Origin of the sequence: Thiocapsa marina 5811 (genome assembly GCF_000223985.1) — a bacterium.
Taxonomy (GTDB): Bacteria; Pseudomonadota; Gammaproteobacteria; order Chromatiales; family Chromatiaceae; genus Thiocapsa; species Thiocapsa marina.
Genome location: NZ_AFWV01000010.1, coordinates 147,258 through 165,219, shown reverse-complemented (window position 1 = coordinate 165,219; position 17,962 = coordinate 147,258). Strand labels below are relative to the sequence as shown.

The 17,962-nt window shown below is 63.8% G+C and carries 17 protein-coding genes; 8 read left to right on the top strand and 9 right to left on the bottom strand.

The features are described from left to right. Positions 1–350 precede the first annotated feature (350 nt). The 8 genes from THIMADRAFT_RS15605 (at position 351) to THIMADRAFT_RS15575 (ending at position 4,934) form a co-directional block, all read left to right on the top strand. On the top strand, positions 351–593 hold the full coding sequence (locus THIMADRAFT_RS15605) for a hypothetical protein (RefSeq protein WP_007194038.1): 243 nt from the start codon (positions 351–353) through the stop codon (positions 591–593). A gap of 247 nt (positions 594–840) precedes the next feature. Further along, on the top strand, positions 841–1,149 hold the full coding sequence (locus THIMADRAFT_RS15600) for a hypothetical protein (RefSeq protein ID WP_007194037.1): 309 nt from the start codon (positions 841–843) through the stop codon (positions 1,147–1,149). A 244-nt stretch (positions 1,150–1,393) separates the two neighbouring features. Then, positions 1,394–1,717, top strand: a complete 324-nt coding sequence (locus tag THIMADRAFT_RS15595; protein ID WP_040731737.1) for a hypothetical protein — start codon at positions 1,394–1,396, stop codon at positions 1,715–1,717. Positions 1,718–2,063: 346 nt separating this feature from the next. Beyond that, complete coding sequence (locus tag THIMADRAFT_RS15590) at positions 2,064–2,435, top strand: SH3 domain-containing protein (RefSeq protein ID WP_139052857.1); 372 nt, start codon at positions 2,064–2,066, stop codon at positions 2,433–2,435. Between the two features lie 242 nt (positions 2,436–2,677). Continuing rightward, on the top strand, positions 2,678–2,932 hold the full coding sequence (locus tag THIMADRAFT_RS15585; protein ID WP_007194034.1) for a GlsB/YeaQ/YmgE family stress response membrane protein: 255 nt from the start codon (positions 2,678–2,680) through the stop codon (positions 2,930–2,932). A gap of 110 nt (positions 2,933–3,042) precedes the next feature. After that, the gene (locus tag THIMADRAFT_RS15580; RefSeq protein ID WP_007194033.1) at positions 3,043–3,372 is read left to right on the top strand and encodes a lysozyme inhibitor LprI family protein; all 330 of its coding nucleotides are present in this window, start codon (positions 3,043–3,045) and stop codon (positions 3,370–3,372) included. A 143-nt stretch (positions 3,373–3,515) separates the two neighbouring features. Beyond that, a complete protein-coding gene (locus tag THIMADRAFT_RS28255) occupies positions 3,516–3,638 on the top strand; it encodes a hypothetical protein (protein WP_007194032.1) in 123 nt (40 codons plus the stop codon). A 213-nt stretch (positions 3,639–3,851) separates the two neighbouring features. Next, positions 3,852–4,934: a L,D-transpeptidase gene (locus THIMADRAFT_RS15575; RefSeq protein WP_139052856.1), complete on the top strand. Its 1,083-nt coding sequence runs from the start codon at positions 3,852–3,854 to the stop codon at positions 4,932–4,934. Between the two features lie 194 nt (positions 4,935–5,128). Here THIMADRAFT_RS15575 and THIMADRAFT_RS15570 read toward each other — a convergent pair whose 3' ends face one another. The 9 genes from THIMADRAFT_RS15570 to THIMADRAFT_RS15530 all read right to left on the bottom strand — a co-directional run bounded on the left by THIMADRAFT_RS15570 (position 5,129) and on the right by THIMADRAFT_RS15530 (position 17,873). After that, positions 5,129–7,132, bottom strand: coding sequence for a BCCT family transporter (locus THIMADRAFT_RS15570; RefSeq protein ID WP_007194029.1), 2,004 nt, complete (start codon positions 7,130–7,132; stop codon positions 5,129–5,131). A gap of 100 nt (positions 7,133–7,232) precedes the next feature. Continuing rightward, positions 7,233–8,075: an SAM-dependent methyltransferase gene (locus THIMADRAFT_RS15565; protein ID WP_007194028.1), complete on the bottom strand. Its 843-nt coding sequence runs from the start codon at positions 8,073–8,075 to the stop codon at positions 7,233–7,235. Next, positions 8,072–8,890 (bottom strand): glycine/sarcosine N-methyltransferase, encoded by an 819-nt coding sequence (locus THIMADRAFT_RS15560; RefSeq protein ID WP_007194027.1) that lies wholly within the window; start codon positions 8,888–8,890, stop codon positions 8,072–8,074. The genes THIMADRAFT_RS15565 and THIMADRAFT_RS15560 overlap by 4 nt, the downstream gene beginning before the upstream one ends. A 129-nt stretch (positions 8,891–9,019) precedes the next feature. Further along, positions 9,020–10,525, bottom strand: coding sequence for a hypothetical protein (locus tag THIMADRAFT_RS15555; RefSeq protein ID WP_139052855.1), 1,506 nt, complete (start codon positions 10,523–10,525; stop codon positions 9,020–9,022). Between the two features lie 13 nt (positions 10,526–10,538). After that, positions 10,539–11,399: a glycine betaine ABC transporter substrate-binding protein gene (locus THIMADRAFT_RS15550; RefSeq protein WP_007194025.1), complete on the bottom strand. Its 861-nt coding sequence runs from the start codon at positions 11,397–11,399 to the stop codon at positions 10,539–10,541. Between the two features lie 32 nt (positions 11,400–11,431). Continuing rightward, positions 11,432–12,280, bottom strand: coding sequence for an ABC transporter permease (locus THIMADRAFT_RS15545; RefSeq protein ID WP_007194024.1), 849 nt, complete (start codon positions 12,278–12,280; stop codon positions 11,432–11,434). Continuing rightward, complete coding sequence (locus THIMADRAFT_RS15540; protein ID WP_007194023.1) at positions 12,277–13,533, bottom strand: quaternary amine ABC transporter ATP-binding protein; 1,257 nt, start codon at positions 13,531–13,533, stop codon at positions 12,277–12,279. Before THIMADRAFT_RS15540 ends, THIMADRAFT_RS15545 begins: the two co-directional genes overlap by 4 nt. Positions 13,534–13,833: 300 nt before the next feature. Next, positions 13,834–17,004, bottom strand: a complete 3,171-nt coding sequence (locus tag THIMADRAFT_RS24860; protein ID WP_007194022.1) for a bifunctional diguanylate cyclase/phosphodiesterase — start codon at positions 17,002–17,004, stop codon at positions 13,834–13,836. Beyond that, positions 17,001–17,873 (bottom strand): phosphate/phosphite/phosphonate ABC transporter substrate-binding protein, encoded by an 873-nt coding sequence (locus THIMADRAFT_RS15530; protein WP_007194021.1) that lies wholly within the window; start codon positions 17,871–17,873, stop codon positions 17,001–17,003. The genes THIMADRAFT_RS24860 and THIMADRAFT_RS15530 overlap by 4 nt, the downstream gene beginning before the upstream one ends. Between the last annotated feature and the right edge of the window lie 89 nt (positions 17,874–17,962).

Here is a 17,962-nt window from a genome sequence, read left to right as displayed (position 1 = left end):
CCCGTCACCGGGCCGTCCATCCAGCCAGCCACGAAGGGAAGATCGTGGCCGGCGACAAAGCGTCGGACCACCCGATGTTGCTCAAGGCGCTGCGGTGGGATCCCGTTCAATGGGCGCAACCTCCAATCAGGATGCCCTGTCGAGCACGTAACAGGCTTCGAATCGCTGGAGCAGCTTGTTGTCGGGAATTTCCTGACGGACTTTACCTGACAGGCAGCGCGGTGTGCTTGTGTTTATCCTTCGCGCCAATTTGGGTTAGCCGAGTTTTTCATTCAGGCGCCGGGCGCCGGTTCGGGTTTTCACCAATCCGGGTCGATCAATCCCGGCCTACCACATACCGGAGAAGAGCCATGTACAGCATGAAAACCACGGCAATGACCTTGGCCGCCCTGACCATCACCCTGACCCTCGGCTGCTCCGAGGAGCCGGCACCCGGCCCGGCGGAGCAGGCCGGTGCAAAGATCGATCAAGCGGTCGAAACGGCGGGCCAGAAGACGGAGGCGGCCCTGGACAAGGCCGGGAACTACACCGGCGAGAAGCTGGACGAGGCCGGCAAAGCCATGGAACACGCCGGCGAGCAGTTGAAGCAGTAGGGTCACGGAACCGATCCAGGGCCGATGGGGTTATCCCGCATGTCGCCCAACGATCATGGCGAGCGCCGACGCCCCGGAGTCTGCAACCAGCGTGCGAACGGTCCGCGGGTCTGCCCCTCTCCCCGGGGAGAGGGGGAATAGGAGCGCGCTCCCGGCGCGCGTTTCAGGGTCAACACATCGGAACACTCGCCGGCCGAATGACATCATCGCCAAGGGCCGTCCCGCAATGCGGGCCGAGCCCCCTTCCATGGACTACGACTGGATCACCATGACGAAACGCCTGACCGCCCTTTCCCTGCTCCTACTCGCCGGCGCCGCACAAGCGGGCCTGCCGACGCTCAACTACAGTTGCCCCGGCAACATCCATCTGCACACCGACGAGGGCGGGCCGGCCTACATCAACGGCGACGAGGCCAAGCTCAAGAAGATCAGCGATACCACATACGATGTCGTCGGTGGCGGCGTCACCGTCTCCATCGGCATCAACCCGGACGGCACCGCCTCCGTCATGTACACCGGCAAGCACGGCGCCAACGGCATCTGTCAGGAGGAGTAAATCCAAGGCTGTAGGGCGGATTCCCGATAGCGCCCCAATGGGTCTTGCAATCATGCATTGCGCGATTGCAGGGCTTGATAAGCGACGATTCAGAAACAGGGAAAACAAGTTGTTTCACCGTTGTTTTTGAATCGCTCCTAAAGCAGTGGAACGGCTCGGCTCGGCTCGCCTCGTCTCCTGACGACCAGCCAACGCAGCGCCCGGGACACTGGACACAAACCACAACGAGGACGACCACGTGCCGATGATGAAAAAGATTCCAACCGCGCTTGTGACCGCCGCTACGCTGCTGCTGAGCGCCTGTGCCACCTCCGACTATGATTCCGGCCAGGGCAGCAGCACGCTGCGCCAAGCAACCGGCGCCGCGGAAAGCGCGTGCATGGCGGCGGTCAACGGCAACTACGGCGGGAACGTCCGCTCGGTGCAGGTGGCCAGCTCCGAGTATTCGGAAGCCAATTCGGTGGTCATGGTGGACGCGGCCGGGGTGCGCGGTGGCTCCACGACCGAGCGCTGGCGCTGCCTCGTCTCCAATGACGGCGCTGTCCAGGAGCTGACCGTCGTCCAATGATGCCCCGCTCCGCTTGATGGGCGTCCGGGGGGCCAGCATCCGGACGCGTCAGCGCCCGGATGCGGACGGATCCCGGACCGGGTCGACGTCGATTCTTAGTGACGATTCGGTTGTTTTCGAATCGTTCCTTAGCGTCTCGCCAGGTCCACTTCCGGACGTTGCCCTTGGCGAGCTTGGTGCTGAAATCGATCGCGCTGCCGGCAGGCTGCCTTCCGGCAAGCATTCTGCCAACAACCTGAAGGTTTTCAGTATGGCATCGATGCGAACCTTCGTCTCGGCTCTGCGAATGCCGAGGGCGGCCGGGTTGACCCTGGCCCCGGGCCGATCGGATCGGAGATCCGGCTTGTTGTCGTGTCGACCCGGTCACGCCGCCCTTGCCCTCGGGCTTGCGACGAGCCTCGCGGCCGGGGCCCTCAGGGCCGAAGCGGACGGGCCGGATTTCTACGCCGTTCGGGACGTTGCCCGAAACGACGTGCTGAATATTCGGGTAGAGCCGAGCGCGAGCGCACGGAAGATCGGCGAGATCCCGCCGGATGGCTCCTGCATCCGCAATCTGGGCTGCAAAGGCGGACTCACCTTCGAGGAGTTCACCAACCTGTCCCCCGAGGAGAAGGTGCTTCGCGCAAGTGAGAATCCGCGTTGGTGCAAGGTCGAGTACCGGGGCGTCACCGGTTGGGTTGCAGGGCGCTACCTCAGCGAAGGCGACTGCCGCCGTTGAATCCCGTGCGCCCGCGGAACCTGGCATCTTGCTGCGACCGCAATCCTTAACCGACGCTACGGTGAGGTCAGCGCCGCGAAAGGAACGATCTTCACCTCATCCGGGGCGGCGACGAACGTTACGAGATCCCGGACGCCATCCCGCTCGGAGGATCGCGACAGAGGCGGCGGGACGCCGCGCCCCGGGATCGACAGGATCCCGAAACAAGCACGACCATTAACCCACACTCGAGGACATTGATTATGGATCTGATTAGCCTAGGAATCTTCTTGCTCATCGGCGCCGTGGCCGGCTGGCTGGCCGGACTGCTCATGCGGGGCGGCGGCTTCGGCCTGCTCGGCAACATCCTCGTCGGCATCGTCGGTGCCGTCATCGGCGGATTCCTCTTCGGCTTGGCCGGCATCTCCTTGGGGGGCGGGATGATCGGCTCCTTGATCACGGCCGTCATCGGCGCCGCCGTCCTGCTCTTGGTCGTCGGCTTGATCAAGAAGGCCTGATACACCGCCACACGGAGACCGGGCCAAGGCCCGGGTTCCCGTTCCATCCGCTGCCCGTGAACAGATCATCGGGCTGCACTCGATCACCTCATCCACCGGAGACGCTCTCGATGACCAAGATCGCCCTCACCCTCCTCGCCGCCGGCTGCCTGACCGCTCCCTTGGTGCAGGCGTCGAACCCCAGCTTCGATTGCAGCAAGGCCACCCACGAGGCCGAGCTTCTGATCTGCAAAGACGCGGACCTCGCCGCGCTGGACCGCAGCCTCGCAGAGCTCTATGCGACCGTGCTCAAGAATCTGCCGGCCAGCGAGCAGAAGACGCTCAAAGCCGAGCAGCGCGGCTGGGTGAAGGGGCGCGACGACTGCTGGAAGTCCGCCGACCAGCACGGTTGCATCAAGGCCGAATACCAAGCTCGGATCAACGAGCTCAAGGATCGCTAAACCGCGCCCGTTGCGGTATGCGTTTTTTGTTGGATTGACTTGGCCGGGCTAGCTCCCAGAGCCGGCGGAGCTGGCGCGGTTGAGAGCGAAAGGCCGCGCGCCGAACGATTTTCTCGGTGAAGATGAAGGATGCGGAGCCATTCATGTTCGCTGGTGTTCGCGGGCAGACCAATTGGATGCATGGCCCCGACGAGGTCCAGTTCACCGATCTAACCAATTGCGGTATTTTTCGCTGGTCGACATTCGCGCTCGCAATCGCCGAGTAGGCGCGATCGGTCAAAGCCCTTGCCATTGCACTGCAATCGCATTCCCCAGTCTATCGAGAGCCGCACAGATCCCTCGGGCGGAGACGGCGAACGGCGAGGGTGACCGCGCCCTCGTCGATTCGCTCTTCTGCCCGACATCGGCCGATCGAATCGATCGAAGCTGTGGACGGCGGCATGATTGGCTTCCAAAACGATTCGAATGGTAGATTCAAAATGCGCCTTGTAAATCTCCTTGCCGCCCTTCCTCTGATGGCGGCCCTCGACTGCGCGGCCACCCCCTTTTGGGGCGCCAAGCACTCCGTACCGGCCGACACACCCATCGAGGCTCTCCAGCCCGGGGAGTTCATCTGGGAGGGGCAGTTGGAGCCCCAAGGGCCCGTGGTGGTCGTCGTGAGCCTCCCCGAGCAGATGGCCTATGTGTATCGCAACGGTGTGCGCATCGGCGTGGCCACCGCAAGCACCGGAAAACCGGGCCACGGCACACCGACGGGCGTGTTCACGATCCTGAACAAGGACAAGGACCACCACTCAAAGACTTACGGCAATGCGCCCATGCCCTATTCCGAGCGGCTGACGGTGGATGGCGTGGCCCTGCATGCCGGCGGGCTTCCGGGCTACCCCTCGTCCCACGGCTGTGTCCATTTGCCCTCGGCGTTCGCCCGCTTGCTGTTCGGAATCACCCACCGGGGGACGACCGTCGTCATCGCCGGGGAGTCGACCGCACCGCGCTCCGTGGTCCACCCGCCTGTACTGACGCCGGTGGATGCCGCGACCGGGGCGCCTGAGTCGGACAATGCGCTGGGACTGTTCGAGGACTTCCGCTGGGAGCCCGAGGCATCGCCCGAGGGCCCGCTGACACTGGTCGCCAGCGCCGCGGACCGGCGCCTCATCGTGCTGCGCGACGGGGTGGAGATCGGTCGCGCCCGCATCGAGGTCGACAATGTGAACGTGCCCTTGGGCACACATGCCTACACGGTGCTCGCGGGCTCGAGCAGCGGGCATCCGCGCTGGAGTGCCGTGGGACTCCCGGGCCACGCCGCCGAGAGCCAAGACGGCCACGACGAGAACGCAGTGGAGCGCCTTCACATGCCGAAGGACATGAGCCGCCGTCTCTACCCCTTGCTGGAGCCGGGTACGACCCTGCTCCTCACGGATGCGCCCGTCCTGGAGCACAGCACGGGGCCCTCTCTGGCAGTCATGCGCTCGGGTCTGCCTGAGGGTCAGACGGGCGGGGCGGCGGTGCATACAGGCATTCGCCGGGTTCCCGCCCCGATCGAGTCGGTGCGAATCAACTGAGACGGGTCGACGGGGCCGGGAGGCAGATCATCGCCTCCCCGTCCTCGGGCCGAAGATCCGTAGGTCGTTGATCGCGTTCATCGACGCCCTCCATGGCGGTCCGGAACCTGTCGCGGGGGACGTTTGGTCGTACGGGTTGGGCGCAGGGCGGGTCGAGCTTACAGACGGCCACCTGGCCGGAGACGGTCGGGACATCACCGCACCGTCTGGAGGAAGTGCATGTGGCGCTCGTACTGGTCGAGGACGTCGCCGATGATGTCCTGCGAGTTCCAGCCCATGAGGTCGTAGTCTTGACCGCCTTCGCGCAGATGGACCTCCGCGCGGAAATATTCGAGCGCCTTCGCCCGACTGGCGCGGGTGTCGCGCAGTACGAAGCTGGGTGCTTCGTAGGGGCGCGGTCGGACCGAGTAGAAGAAATCGATCTCGGTGCCATGGCGGACCTCGACCCAGACGCGGCCATCCTCGCCTTCCACGAGCCCGGCATCCAGGCTCATCTTGCCCAACTCATCGACGACCTCGCTCAAGGCCGGTTTGACGGTGTCGCGAATGAAGCGCAACACCTCGGCTTGGGTCGGCTGGTGCACGAGTGCGCGCAGCCGCCGCCTCCAGTTGACCGGACTCTGCGGGCCGCCCGGTGTCACCCGTGCCGCGCGCAGGCTGAGATGCTTGATCGCGTCGAGACGCAGCGCCCGCAGCAAGCCCCAGCACATGAGGATCATGACGATCGTAAAGGGCAATGCGCTGGCGATGGTAGCGGTCTGGAGTGCGGCCAACCCGCCTGCGACCAACAAGGCAGCGGCGACCACGCCCTCGACGACCGCCCAGAAGATGCGTTGCCAGAGCGGGGATTCCTCTTTCCCGCCCGAGGTCAGGATATCCACCACCAGGGAACCGGAGTCCGACGAGGTGACGAAGAAGGTGACGACGAGGACGGTGGCGAGCAACGCGGTCACGTTCGCAAACGGCAGCTGCTCGAAGAACTGAAAGAGTGCGACCGAGGTATCGGCCGCCACCGCGTCGGCGAGCGAGGTGATTCCTTGGACCATGATCATGTGGATGGCGGTGTCTCCGAAGAAGGTCATCCACATGAATGTAAAGCCCATCGGGACCAGGAGCACGCCGGTGACGAATTCACGGATGGTGCGTCCGCGCGAGACCCGCGCGATAAACATGCCGACGAAGGGCGCCCAGGCGATCCACCATCCCCAATAGAAGAGCGTCCAGCCGCCGATCCAATCCGTCGGCTCGTAGGCGTAGAGATTGAAGGTCATCTCGAACAGGTTGGACAGATACATCCCGGTGTTCTGAACAAAGGTCTGCAGCAGAAAGACGGTCGGCCCGGCGATCAGGACAAAGGTCATCAAGGCCACGGCCAGGATCATGTTCAACTCCGAGACACGTCGTATCCCCGAGTCGAGTCCGAGACCCACCGACAGGGTTGCAATCGCCGTGATGCCGGCGATCAACATCACCTGGACACCGAGCGACGTCGGCACGTCGAAGAGATAGTTGAGCCCCGAGTTGATCTGGATAACCCCGAATCCCAGCGAAGTGGCCACGCCGAAGATGGTTCCCAAGACCGCGAAGATATCCACCGTATGGCCGATCGGGCCATAGATACGATCGCCGATGAGCGGGTACAGCGAGGAGCGGATGGTCAGGGGAAGGTTGTGCCTGAAGGCGAAATAGGCCAGGGAGAGCGCGACGACGGCATAGATGGCCCAGGCATGGATGCCCCAATGGAAAAAGGTGATGCGCATCGCCTGGCGTGCTGCCTCGGCGACCTCCGGATCGCCGACCGGAGGGGTGACGAAATGCATGACCGGCTCCGCCACGCCGAAAAACATCAGCCCGATCCCCATGCCCGCCGAAAACAGCATCGCGAACCAGGACAGATAGCTATAGTCCGGCTCGGAGTGCTCGGGTCCGAGCTTGATGCGCCCGAGACTCGAGACGGCGAGCGCGATCACGAAGACCAGAAACCCGGCGACGGCCATCACGTAAAACCAGCCGGCCGAGTCGATCACCCAGTCCTGAATGGATTTGAACAGGGGTTCGGCGGTCTCCGTGGCGAGGGCGGCGAAGAGCACGAACGCCAAGGTCAGAACCGCCGAGACAATGAAGACAGGCGGATTCCACTGAATCCATGGTCTGGATTCGGCCCCCGCTGCGGGGTCCGATGTGTTCGTATCGTTCATGGTCGTGATCCTTCGGTATTAAACCGCACCCGGAGCGACATGCGTCATTTTCACTCTGCGTTTGGCTTTGGAGATCTCCTCGATCTCGGTGAGCCGCGGTTTAGTCGGAAGCCTTCTTGAAGTGTAGGATTCCCCACCGCAGATAGCCGGAGGCCCCGGCGTCGACCCAATGCCCGAGGCCGGTGATCATGCGATCGACGTAGGCATCGGAGACCTTGCCGGCGAGCGACTCGCGCTTCCGAATCAGATCCTCGCGCACGCGTTTGTAGTGCGTCACGAGATTCTCGGTCATCTCGAGCACCTCGACCGGCGCGAGCCCATGACCGGCGGCCGCTGCACGGTAGGCACCGATGGATCCCAGGCTGTCCAGATGGATCCGTGCGAGCACCGGCTCGAGCACGCCCGACGGGCAGTTGTCCGCCTGCATCGGGTCCGTGAACACCAAGCGCCCTCCCGGTCGCAGCACGCGCGCGGCCTCCGCAATGACCTGCTCGCGCCGCCCGCTGTGCAGAATGGCGTCCTGCGACCAGACCAAATCGTAGTTCCCGTCGGGTGATGGGACGTTCTCGAAGCTCCCGTCCACCACCTCGATCAGGTGATCGAGACCCTGCGTCCGATTCATCTCGCGGTGGCGCGCGTTCTCGCGCTCGCTCAGGTTCAGGGCCGTGATGCGACAGCCGAGTTTCCCGGCGAGCCAGCGCGCCGCCCCGCCGTAACCTGCGCCCATGTCGAGTACCCGTGTCTCGGGTCCGAGTCCGGGAACCAGCGCAGCCATCCGCTCGACGGTGCGGCGGCTCGCATCGGCAATCGCCTCGTCAGCCGTGTCGTAGATCCCGATATGGATGTCTTCTCCGCCCCAGACATGGAAGTAGAAGTTGTCGGCATCCTCGCTGTTGTAATAGGTGCGCGCGGTTTCGACCACCGCGGTATAAGTTTCGCTCATACCTCGTCACCCCCCTCCACGTAGCTTTTCTCGGCAACGTGAATGAAGAAGTCCGGCTCCTCGTCGCGATAGGTCTCCTTGAAGTCACCGTAGGTCGTGACGCGCTGGAAGCCGACCTCGTGCAGCAAGCGGCGCGTGTATTCTTTGCGCAAGGGAAACATGTTGAGATGGAAGACGTGGTCGCCGGGAAATTCGTAGCGAAAGCGTGCGAGCGTGTCGTCGACATGCTCGGGCTGCGCACGGACGTTCTCGCCGCAGTAATAGTAGTTGTGGGTCGGGGCGATCTGATGATCCAGGATGGCGTCGTAGTTGCGCTGATCGAGGATCAAGATGCCGTCGTGGCGCAGCGTGGCATAGAATTCAGCCAATGCCTTGCGGCGATCGTTCTCGTCGTGGAGATGGGTGAATGAATTACCCAGGCAGATGACGGCGTCGTAGTAGTCGTGGACGTCGCGATTGAGCCACCGCCAATCCGCTTGCACGGTCCGCAGGATCTTCTCGTTGCGCCGTGCGTTCTCGAACGCCTTCGCCAACATGACCGGATTACCGTCGGCACTGGTCACCTCGAAGCCGGCCCGCAGCAGTTGTACCGAATGAAAGCCGGTTCCGGTGGCCACATCGAGCACCTTGCGCGCGCCATGCTCCTCGAGGAGTTGCATGAAGAAATCGCCTTCGCTCTGGGCACGTCCGTCCCAGTCGATCAGCTCGTCCCATTTCTCTACGAACGATTGGATATATTCGGCTTGATAATGATTGGTGTCGCGGACCTTCAAGGGATTGGTCCCGTAGTCTTGCTTGGTGCGTTCGAGCTTCATGTCACCTCCTGTCTCCCGGAGCGGGAGTGATGTTGGTGGTTGAAGACCTAAACCGCGTCACTCCAAAGGTCGGAAGAATCCTTGAGCCCGACACAACATGAAAATGACGCATTTCACTCTGGACATGGTTTAGAAGTAGTACCCGAGATTGATGTTGAAGCGATAGTTCCACTTATCGTTTCCGTTCACGCCGAAGTCCCCGACGCCGTCGATGCGTCCGTAATCATCCATGCCCCCGCCGGCGGCCTCGTTCCCGACGAAGTAATTGCCGTTGGAGTAGGCGAGATCGCTGTAGATGTACCAGCCGCCGCTCGCCCATGCCGCGCCGGCGACCCACATCTGGCTGTCGTTGAAGTCGCTCTCGTCCTTCACGATGCTGCTGTACTCGATGTAGGGCAGCACGGAGTCGAGCCAGGAGATCTGAGGCGTTTCCACCAAGTAGCTGACGGAGACCGCCGGAATCCACGCCTTTGTCGCGACCGGCCACGCAAAATCGTACGCGCCCATCGGGATCAACGTATCCGTACCCCAGGGATTGTCGCTGTCGATATCGTATTCGTAGCGGGTCAGTTGCGAGGCGACGGTGAGCGGACCCATCCGGTTGACCATGTGTGCGGAGGCGGCCCAATGACTGCCGTCGTCGGTCCGCTGCCCCTTGAGCTGACCGTATTGGAGCGAGACGCCGAGATCGGTCGGGATCGCGGTGTCGGCGAGGCTGTAGATGGCGCGCAGGTTGAGCTGATTGCGCTCGTCGAAGCCGTTGTGCTCGCCGCCGAACGACACATTGCCGTCGGCATCGACCGATTCCTCCCACCGCACCGCGTCGTAGCTGTAGCGGGTACTGTTTAGACTACGACCGAAATAGCTGCCCTCGCTCGACGGATAGTAAGCCGCGTCCAGTTTCCATTGATCGATGGTGGTGCTGTACTTGATGCCCAGATCCATGTCGTCGGACAGCCCGACATAGTAGTGCTGATCGAAGAACCAGCTTTGCGAGACGCCGTAGGGGCCGGGGCCGAACGGCACGCGATTGACACCGACCTGGACCTCGCTGTCGTCCGCAAACCGATAGCCGAGCCAGCCGGTATGGAGGAAGTTGTAGCTTTTGCCGGTCCCCGCCGCATACCAGCGGTACTCGAGCCGACCGATGATGTTCTCGTAGTCGAGCGCGAGATTGAGCCGAAAGGTATCCAGCTCGATATTGCCGCCGTTGCCGCCGCGGTTCGGTCCGGCGACGGCCTCCTGGACCTTGTAGCTGCCCAGGACGTAGTTGACTCGCATGGCGCCGCCGACGGTGACGGGTCCGATCTTGAGCACCGTGCTTTCCGGGGCGGATTCGTCCAGGGCTTCGTCCGTCTCGGCGACGACGCCCGGGGCAATCATCTTCTGAGAGACAACCGCCGCGTCGTCTGCTCCGGCATCGAGCGCGCCCGTGCCGATGGGTTCGCCCTTCGCTGCGGCGAGCGTGCGCCGAGCCTCTTCGAGCTGGCGTGTGAGCTCCGCGACGCGCTGCTCGAGCGCTTGGACATCGGCCGAGGCCGCCGCCGGGAGTGCGCACAGCATCCCGAGGAGCAGCGCCCCGATCGCCTGATGCCGAGCGGTCTCGGCGCGAGCGTGCAATTCGTTCCGTCTCATCGCCATCACTCGCTCACTCGCTCTCGGCGGCCGGCATCCAGGATGCGACGACATCCGGATGTTCCGCGATCCAGAGCTTCGCGTTCTTCAACGGGTCGGCACGCCGCTCTTGATTCATGACCATCAGCTCGGCCATCTGATCCGGCGTCCAGCTGAAGTTGTCCAGGACCGCGTAGACCTCCGGCATATCCTCCTTCAAACCGGCGCGGACGATGGTGTGGATCTCCTCTTCGCCGCCGTAGACGCCTTTCGGGTCGTCGAGATACTTCAGATCGTATTGCGCGAACTTCCAATGGGGCGTCCAGCCGGTTACTACGACCCATTCTTCCTTGTCGATGGCGTCGCCCAGCACGGCGGTCATAATGGGACCGGTGCCCTCGACCAATGTCAGATCGGTGATGTCGTAGTCCTCGAGCACCTTCTCGGTCTTGCTCATCAGACCGGCGCCCGGATCGATCCCGATGATCTTGCCGTCGAAACGCTCGGCGGCACCGTTGAGCTCCTCGATCGAGTCGATCTCGACATAGGCCGGCACGACCAATCCGATCCGGGTCCCGACGAGATTGGGCCCTAGGTCCACGACCTTGTCGGAGACCTGCTCGAGGTAGTGGTTATGGGTGGTGGGCAGCCAGGCGGCGACGAGACCGTCGACATCGCCGCTGCCCACGGCCTGCCACATGGCCGCGGCGGAAACCGGGGTGATCTTCACGTCGTATCCCATGTCCTCGAGCACGGCCTTCACGAGGTTGGTGCTGGCTACCTCGCTCGACCACTCGACATAGGCCAACTCGACCTCGCCTTTGTCCGCGGCGAGCGCCGAGGTCCCGAGGGCGGCCATCGCCGCAAGCGCGGCCACTGCGTACCTGTTGATCATGATGTCTTACCTTTACTTGATGGGTGGTGGGGTCAGGTGCTCGGCTGATCCTTGCCGCGTCTCCCGATCCCCTGGGTGATTCGATCTAGGAGCATGGCCAGAATGACCACGGCGATCCCGGCCTCGAATCCCATGCCGGCCTCGTTGCGTTGGATGGCCCGCCAGACCTCCCCGCCCAAGCCTTGGGCGCCGATCATGGCCGCAATGACCACCATCGAGAGGGCGAGCATGATGGTCTGGTTGATCCCCGCCATGATGGTCGGGACGGCCAAGGGGAGCTGGACCTTCCAGAGTTTCTGACGCCGGGTGGCCCCGAAGGCATCGGCCGCCTCGACTAGATCGGCCGGAACCTGCCGGATCCCGAGTGTCGTGAGCCGAATGGCCGGCGGCATCGCGAAGATCACGGTCGAGAAGATCGCCGCGACCGGTCCGAGACCGAAGAAGGGGATCGCCGGGATGAGATAGACGAAGGCCGGCATGGTCTGCATGAAGTCCAAGACCGGGAAGATGATCCGGTAGGCGCTCGGCGAGAGGGCGGCGAGGATGCCGAGCGGTCCGCCGACGGACACGGCGATCAGGGTCGCGATCAGGACCATCACCAGGGTCTGCAGGGTCGCCTCCCAGAGTCCGAGGTTCCACAGCAACGCCAAGCCAGCCAACGCGAAGAGCGCGGTGCGGATTCCGGTCAGGCGCCACACGAGCAGACCCGCCAGAACAATCGTCACACCCGGCGGGAGCCACATGAGTGCATCCACGGTGCCCTCGATTCCGGTCTCCATCAGGTCGGAGACGACCTTGGTCGCGCCGGCGAACTGTCCGGTCAGGACATCCAGCCCGTCGTCGATCCATTCCGCCAGGGGAAGTCGCGGGATTTCGATCATGCTGCCGTCTCCACGATCTCGGTTGCGCTGTCGGACGTGCTTGCGTTGCCGTTGCTGCCGATGGATTCCGCCAACCCCTGCAGCAGCGACGCCCGCACGACAACGCCGAGCAGGCGGCCTGCGTCATCGACGACGGGTGCCGGCATGGTGGTCTCCGCCAGCAGGCCGAACAGGTCGCGCACCGGGGTGTCCGGCCCGACCGGTTGAACGCCCGGCTCCATGATCGAGGTAATCGATTTCTCGCCGCGCTTGACTGCATCCAACGCGGCATCGTCGCGGACGATGCCGCGCAGCCTGAAGTCGGTCTCCACGACGCAGAGAAAACTCAGGTCCTCGTCTTCCATCTTGCGCAAGACGGTGCGCGGGCCGTCGTTGACGAAGGCGACGCTGCGCGCGCGTCGCATGACGGCGCTCGCGGTCAGAACCTTGGTCTTGTCGACCTCCGCGACGAATCGCTCCACGTACGGCGTGGCGGGGTTGGAGAGGATCTCCTCGGCCGTGCCGACCTGCTCGATCCGGGCGTCCTTCATCAAGACGATCCGGTTGCCGAGAAACAGCGCCTCGTCCAGGTCATGCGTGATGAACACGATGGTCTTGCGCACACGGCTCTGCAGGGCGACGAGCTCTTGCTGCATGTCGCGGCGAATCAAGGGGTCGAGGGCCGAGAATGCCTCGTCCATCAGCAGGACGTCCGGGTCGACCGCGAGGGCGCGGGCCAAGCCGACACGCTGCTGCATCCCGCCCGAGAGTTGCCCGGGAGTGGCGTCCTCCCAGCCTTCCAAACCGACCTGCTTCAGAGCGATCAGCGCCTTCTCGGCCCGCTCGTCGACGGCACAGCCTTGGATCTCCAGACCAAACTCGACGTTTTCGCGGATGCTGCGATGCGGGAAGAGTGCGAAATGCTGGAAGACCATTCCGTACTTGCTCCGACGCACCTCGAGGAGCTCCCGGTGCCCGAGCGGGACGATGTCTCGGCCGTCGAGCAGGATCTGTCCGGCGGTCGGCTCGTTGAGTCGGTTCAAGCAACGAATGAGGCTGGATTTGCCGCTCCCCGACAGGCCCATGACGACCAGGATCTCGCCTTCGATGACATCGAAGTCGGCATCGGCCACGCCGACGGCCAGCCCCGTCTTCTCGAAGATGGCCTGTTTGGTTTCGCCTTGGCGCAAAAGGGCCAGGGCATCCTTCGGCTCGTCGCCGAAGACCTTGGTGAGACCGCGCACGGCGATCTTGACGGATTGTTCTGCGGGCATGGCCCTGATGATCCTTACGGAGCTTGATGTGCGACGCTCGGGAGTCGGCATCGCAACTTGATTTGCGGCGAGAGATGCCGCGTGTCCCGATCGACCGGCAGGGCAAGCCTGAGCATCCGGCGGGCATGGGGACGATGAATCGCGCCGGATCATCCGGGTGAAGACCCGGACGCCGACGACAGCTTTTTTACCCTACAGGGCTCCGGGTCTGAGTTCAACCCGTGACATCGGGTCCTTCGGTGTTGCCGATACCGCGTCGTATCGATGTTGAATCCGGCCGATAGCGCCCGGTTCGGCGGATCAGAGAGAGGCTTTCGGCGTGTCCAACGACAGGCTGTCCAAGGGCTCCGGGCGCCCGAAGAAATAGCCCTGATAGGCATGGCAGCCATGGGCGGCAAGCCAGTCGCGCTGCTCCTCGGTCTCCACGCCTTCGGCGATGACCGCGAGCTCCAGCGTGCGGCCAAGCGCGATGATGGTTCGGGCGATCGCGGCGGCGTTGGTGTCGGTCAGGACGTCCAAGACGAAGGAACGATCGATCTTGAGCTGATCGAAGGGAAGCCGTTTCAGGTACGACAGGGACGAGTAACCGGTGCCGAAGTCGTCCAGCGCAAAACCGACGCCGCGGGCCTTCAAGGCGATCATCTTGGCGACGGTGTCCTCGACATCGTCCAGCAAGAGGCTCTCGGTGATCTCGAGCTTGAGGCGGGACGGATCCGCACCCGTGTCTCGAATGCAGGTCAAGACCTGGTCGACGAAGTCCGTCCGGCGAAACTGGCGTGCACTGATGTTGACCGCGAGTGTCAGCTGCGCGGTCTCGGTCTGTGCAGACCACGCGGCCAACTGCCCGCATGCGGTCTGCAGGACCCAATGTCCGATGGGCAGGATCAGGCCGCTCTGCTCCGCGAGGGGGATGAACGCCACCGGGGGCACCAGACGGCCCTGCGGATCCCGCCAGCGCAGCAGGCATTCGGCACCGATGACGGCCCCCTCGCGATCGACCTGGATCTGGTAGTGGAGGAGGAAGCGCTCGTCGCGCAGGCCGCAGCGCAGCTGAGCCTCGAGGGTCGCTCGGGCGCTGACCTCCGACTGCATGCTCGGGTCGAAGAAACGTATGGTGTTGCGTCCGGCTGCCTTGGCTCGGTACATCGCCAAATCGCCCTGTTTCATCAACTCTTCGACACGCATCGGGTGCGGCTCGAAGAGCGTGACCCCGATGCTGGCGGCGCTGTAGTGGGTCTGCCCACCCAGGTCGTAAGGCTGACGAAGGACGCCGAGGAGCGCGTTGCCGAGCGCCTCTGCTTGGCTCGCCGCGTCCACCGGGTTTGGACTCAGGTGTTCCGCCATGACCACGAACTCGTCGCCGCCCAGACGCGCCAAGGTGTCGGATTCGCGGATGCGGGTCGAAAGTCGCCGTGCCACCAGTTGGAGCAGGCGATCGCCTTGATCGTGGCCCAGCGTGTCGTTGAGTGTCTTGAAGTCGTCCAAGTCGATATAGAAGAGCGCCCCGCAATGGCCTTCTCGGCGACCGCTCGACAGGGCCTGTTGCAAACGATCCAACAACAGGCGGCGGTTGGGCAGACGCGTGAGGGGATCGAAAAAGGCGAGCTCGCGGATCTCCTCTTCGTCCGCCTTGCGCTGCGTAATGTCGGTCATCGTGCCGACATAATGGGTGATCTGGCCACCGGGGCCGGGCACGGCCGATATCGTCAGCCACTGTGGATAGATCTCGCCGCTCTTGCGCCGATTCCAGATCTCCCCTTGCCAGGATCCTGTTTCCAGGATGCTCGCCCACATGGCGACGTAGAACTCGGGTTCGTGGCGTCCGGATTTGAGCAGTCGCGTCGTCTGACCGATCGCTTCCACGGCGCTGTAGCCTGTGATCCGAGTGAAGGTGCCGTTGACCTGCAGGATGACCCCGTCGGCGTCGGTGACCACCATGCCCTCCTGGGCTTCGAATGCGATCGCGGCGATGCGCAGTTGCTCGCGGGTCTCCTTCTGCTCGGTGAAGTCGCGCGCGATCCCCTGGAAGCCGACGATGACGCCGTTCTCGTCGCGAAACGGCATGGCGCTCGAGCTATGCCAGCGCCAAGTGCCGTCACCGTGCCGAACGCGATACTCGATATCCCGACGCATCTCTCCGGTCTCGACGACGGCGCTGAAGGCCGCGTTGCAGATGTGCAGGTCCTCGGGATGGACATAGACCGAGAAATGGGTCGCCAAGGTCTCGTCGATCGAATAGCCCATCAGGCGCGACCAGCTCGGCGAGACGAAGATGAAGCTGCCGTCGGTCGAGAAGAGATAGATGATGTCGTAGCTGTATTCGAGCAGGAAACGGTACTTTTCTTCGGAGCGCTTGAGCGCCGCCTCGGCCCCTTTGCGTGCGCCGATATCGCGCGCCACCATCTGCAGAAGCGTCGCACCGTCGAGCTGAACCGAGGTGAGCAGCACCTCGACCTCCACCGGATCGCCGGTATCGCGGCGGCGCAAACACCACTCGAAGCCCCTGTTCTCCGCCGGCTGACCTGCTTGCGAAGCAAACGCGAGTGCATCGGTGCCGAGGGGCAAGGGCGACGTCGACAGGTCGCTCGGCTGTGTGCCGAGAAGCGCGTCGCGATCGCAGCCGAGCAGGCGCAGCGCGGCGGGATTGCAGTCGAACAGCCCGCGCTCCCGATCGAACAGCATGACCGCATCCGTGGTCGACTCGAACAAGATCCGATACTTCGAGGACGCGATGCGCTCGAGGTCCGCCTTCGCATCCCGTAAGGCGGACTCGCGTTGCCCGAGCGCGTCGGCCATGCGGTTGAAGGAGACCGCCAAGCGGCCGATCTCGTCCTGGCCGGTGTCGTCGAGACGGCGACCGAGATCCCCCGCGGCGATCGCCCGCGCGGCGGCATCCAGCCGAGCGAGCCGATGGCCGGCGTGGATGGCGAGCGGGACAATGACGAGCAGTAGCCCGAGCAACCCGATCATGCCGTTGCGCAGGCTCTGCTCGATCAGCCCCTGGCGCGTTTCGGCAAAGATGTCGGTGGAGAGACCGACATGGAGGGTGCCGTAGGTTTGGCCGACGAGTTGCAGCGGGATGGCCGTTTCCCACAGGAATGGATCCTCGGAAGCCGGATGACGCTCGTCATCTGCGACGGCGGGAGACCGCGGGTCGTGTGAGTGCGTGTGCTCGGCGAGGCGCTGTCCACGTGCGTCGTCGACCTCGAGATAACGCACCTCCGGTAGATGGCCGAACCGATGCAGGGACTCCTGCAGGGCCGCGATGTCGCGCTGCGCCAGCAAAGGGGTCAAGGACTCGCTCAGGAGCGCGCTCAGGACGGTCAGTCGCGCCTCGTGCAGTTGGGTCAGGGCGGTGTTGCTCAGACGCTGGTTGTCGTGGACAACCCAGGCGATCAGGGCAGCCTGAGTCACCAGGATCACCAAGCCGAAGCGCAAGCCGAGCGGGATACGCGCAAGAAGTCTCCTCATGGCGCAGCCAAGACCTCTCGTGTTGCCGGCAGGAAGGGGTCGATCCTCTTGCGGTCCGCTTCGGCGACCTCGCGCAATCCCCCGTGCCCGAGGGTGAGCATCATGGCACGACCTGCCGAGGTCTCGTTGGCGAAGTGAAGGATCTCGCGTGTGAGAAGGGCGCGGTCTGCACCCTCGTGGCCGGGCCCGGTCTGGTAGACGAGCGAGGGAATGCCGGTGAGACCTGCGCTGTCGGCGAGAACCCGCAGGCGTGCGCGCGCATCCGCGCTGAGTGTCTTGTAGGCCCGATTGGAGACGATGGCTGCACGGATCGAATCGTCGCCGAGAAGGAGCGTCAAGGCGTTGTTGTGGGTGTCGGCCGTCGGTATCTCGACATCCGTCCCCGGGGTCAGGCCCGCCTCTGCGAGCATCCGATGGCCCATCAGGGTAATGAGCGCCAGAGGATCCGGTGTCAGGATCCTGGTGCCCCGTAGATCCGCGACCTCGTTGACGGAATCCTCCGCACGGACAACCACCAGAGCATAGAGCGGGTTGGTGGTCTGCAGGATCGACCGGTACCCGGAATCCACCTCCGCAAGCCTCGCCATATGGGCTGCGTTGATGACGAGCAGATTGTCGTCTTGCGCCACGTCGGCGATGAAGCTCCGATAGTCGGGGGAGGTGACCAGCCTAACCGGGCGCGCGAGGGTCTCTTGGAGATGTCGGCGCAGCGGCTCGTAAAGGGTCAGCAGGCGCTCGGTACTGAGGTAGGGGAGCACCGGAATCTCGACGTGGTCCGAGCCGGGGGCGGCGCCGAGCGCTGCGGCACAGGCGCAGAGCCACAAGCCGATCGACTGAATCGATGCTTTCGTCGGGTTCTTCCGTGCCATTGTCTTCGACCTGGATCTCAATCTCCTCACCGCTTCCTTGTTCCGAGCGGAATCCGCAGCGCCCCCTCCGGAAGCCGGCAGGATGTCGG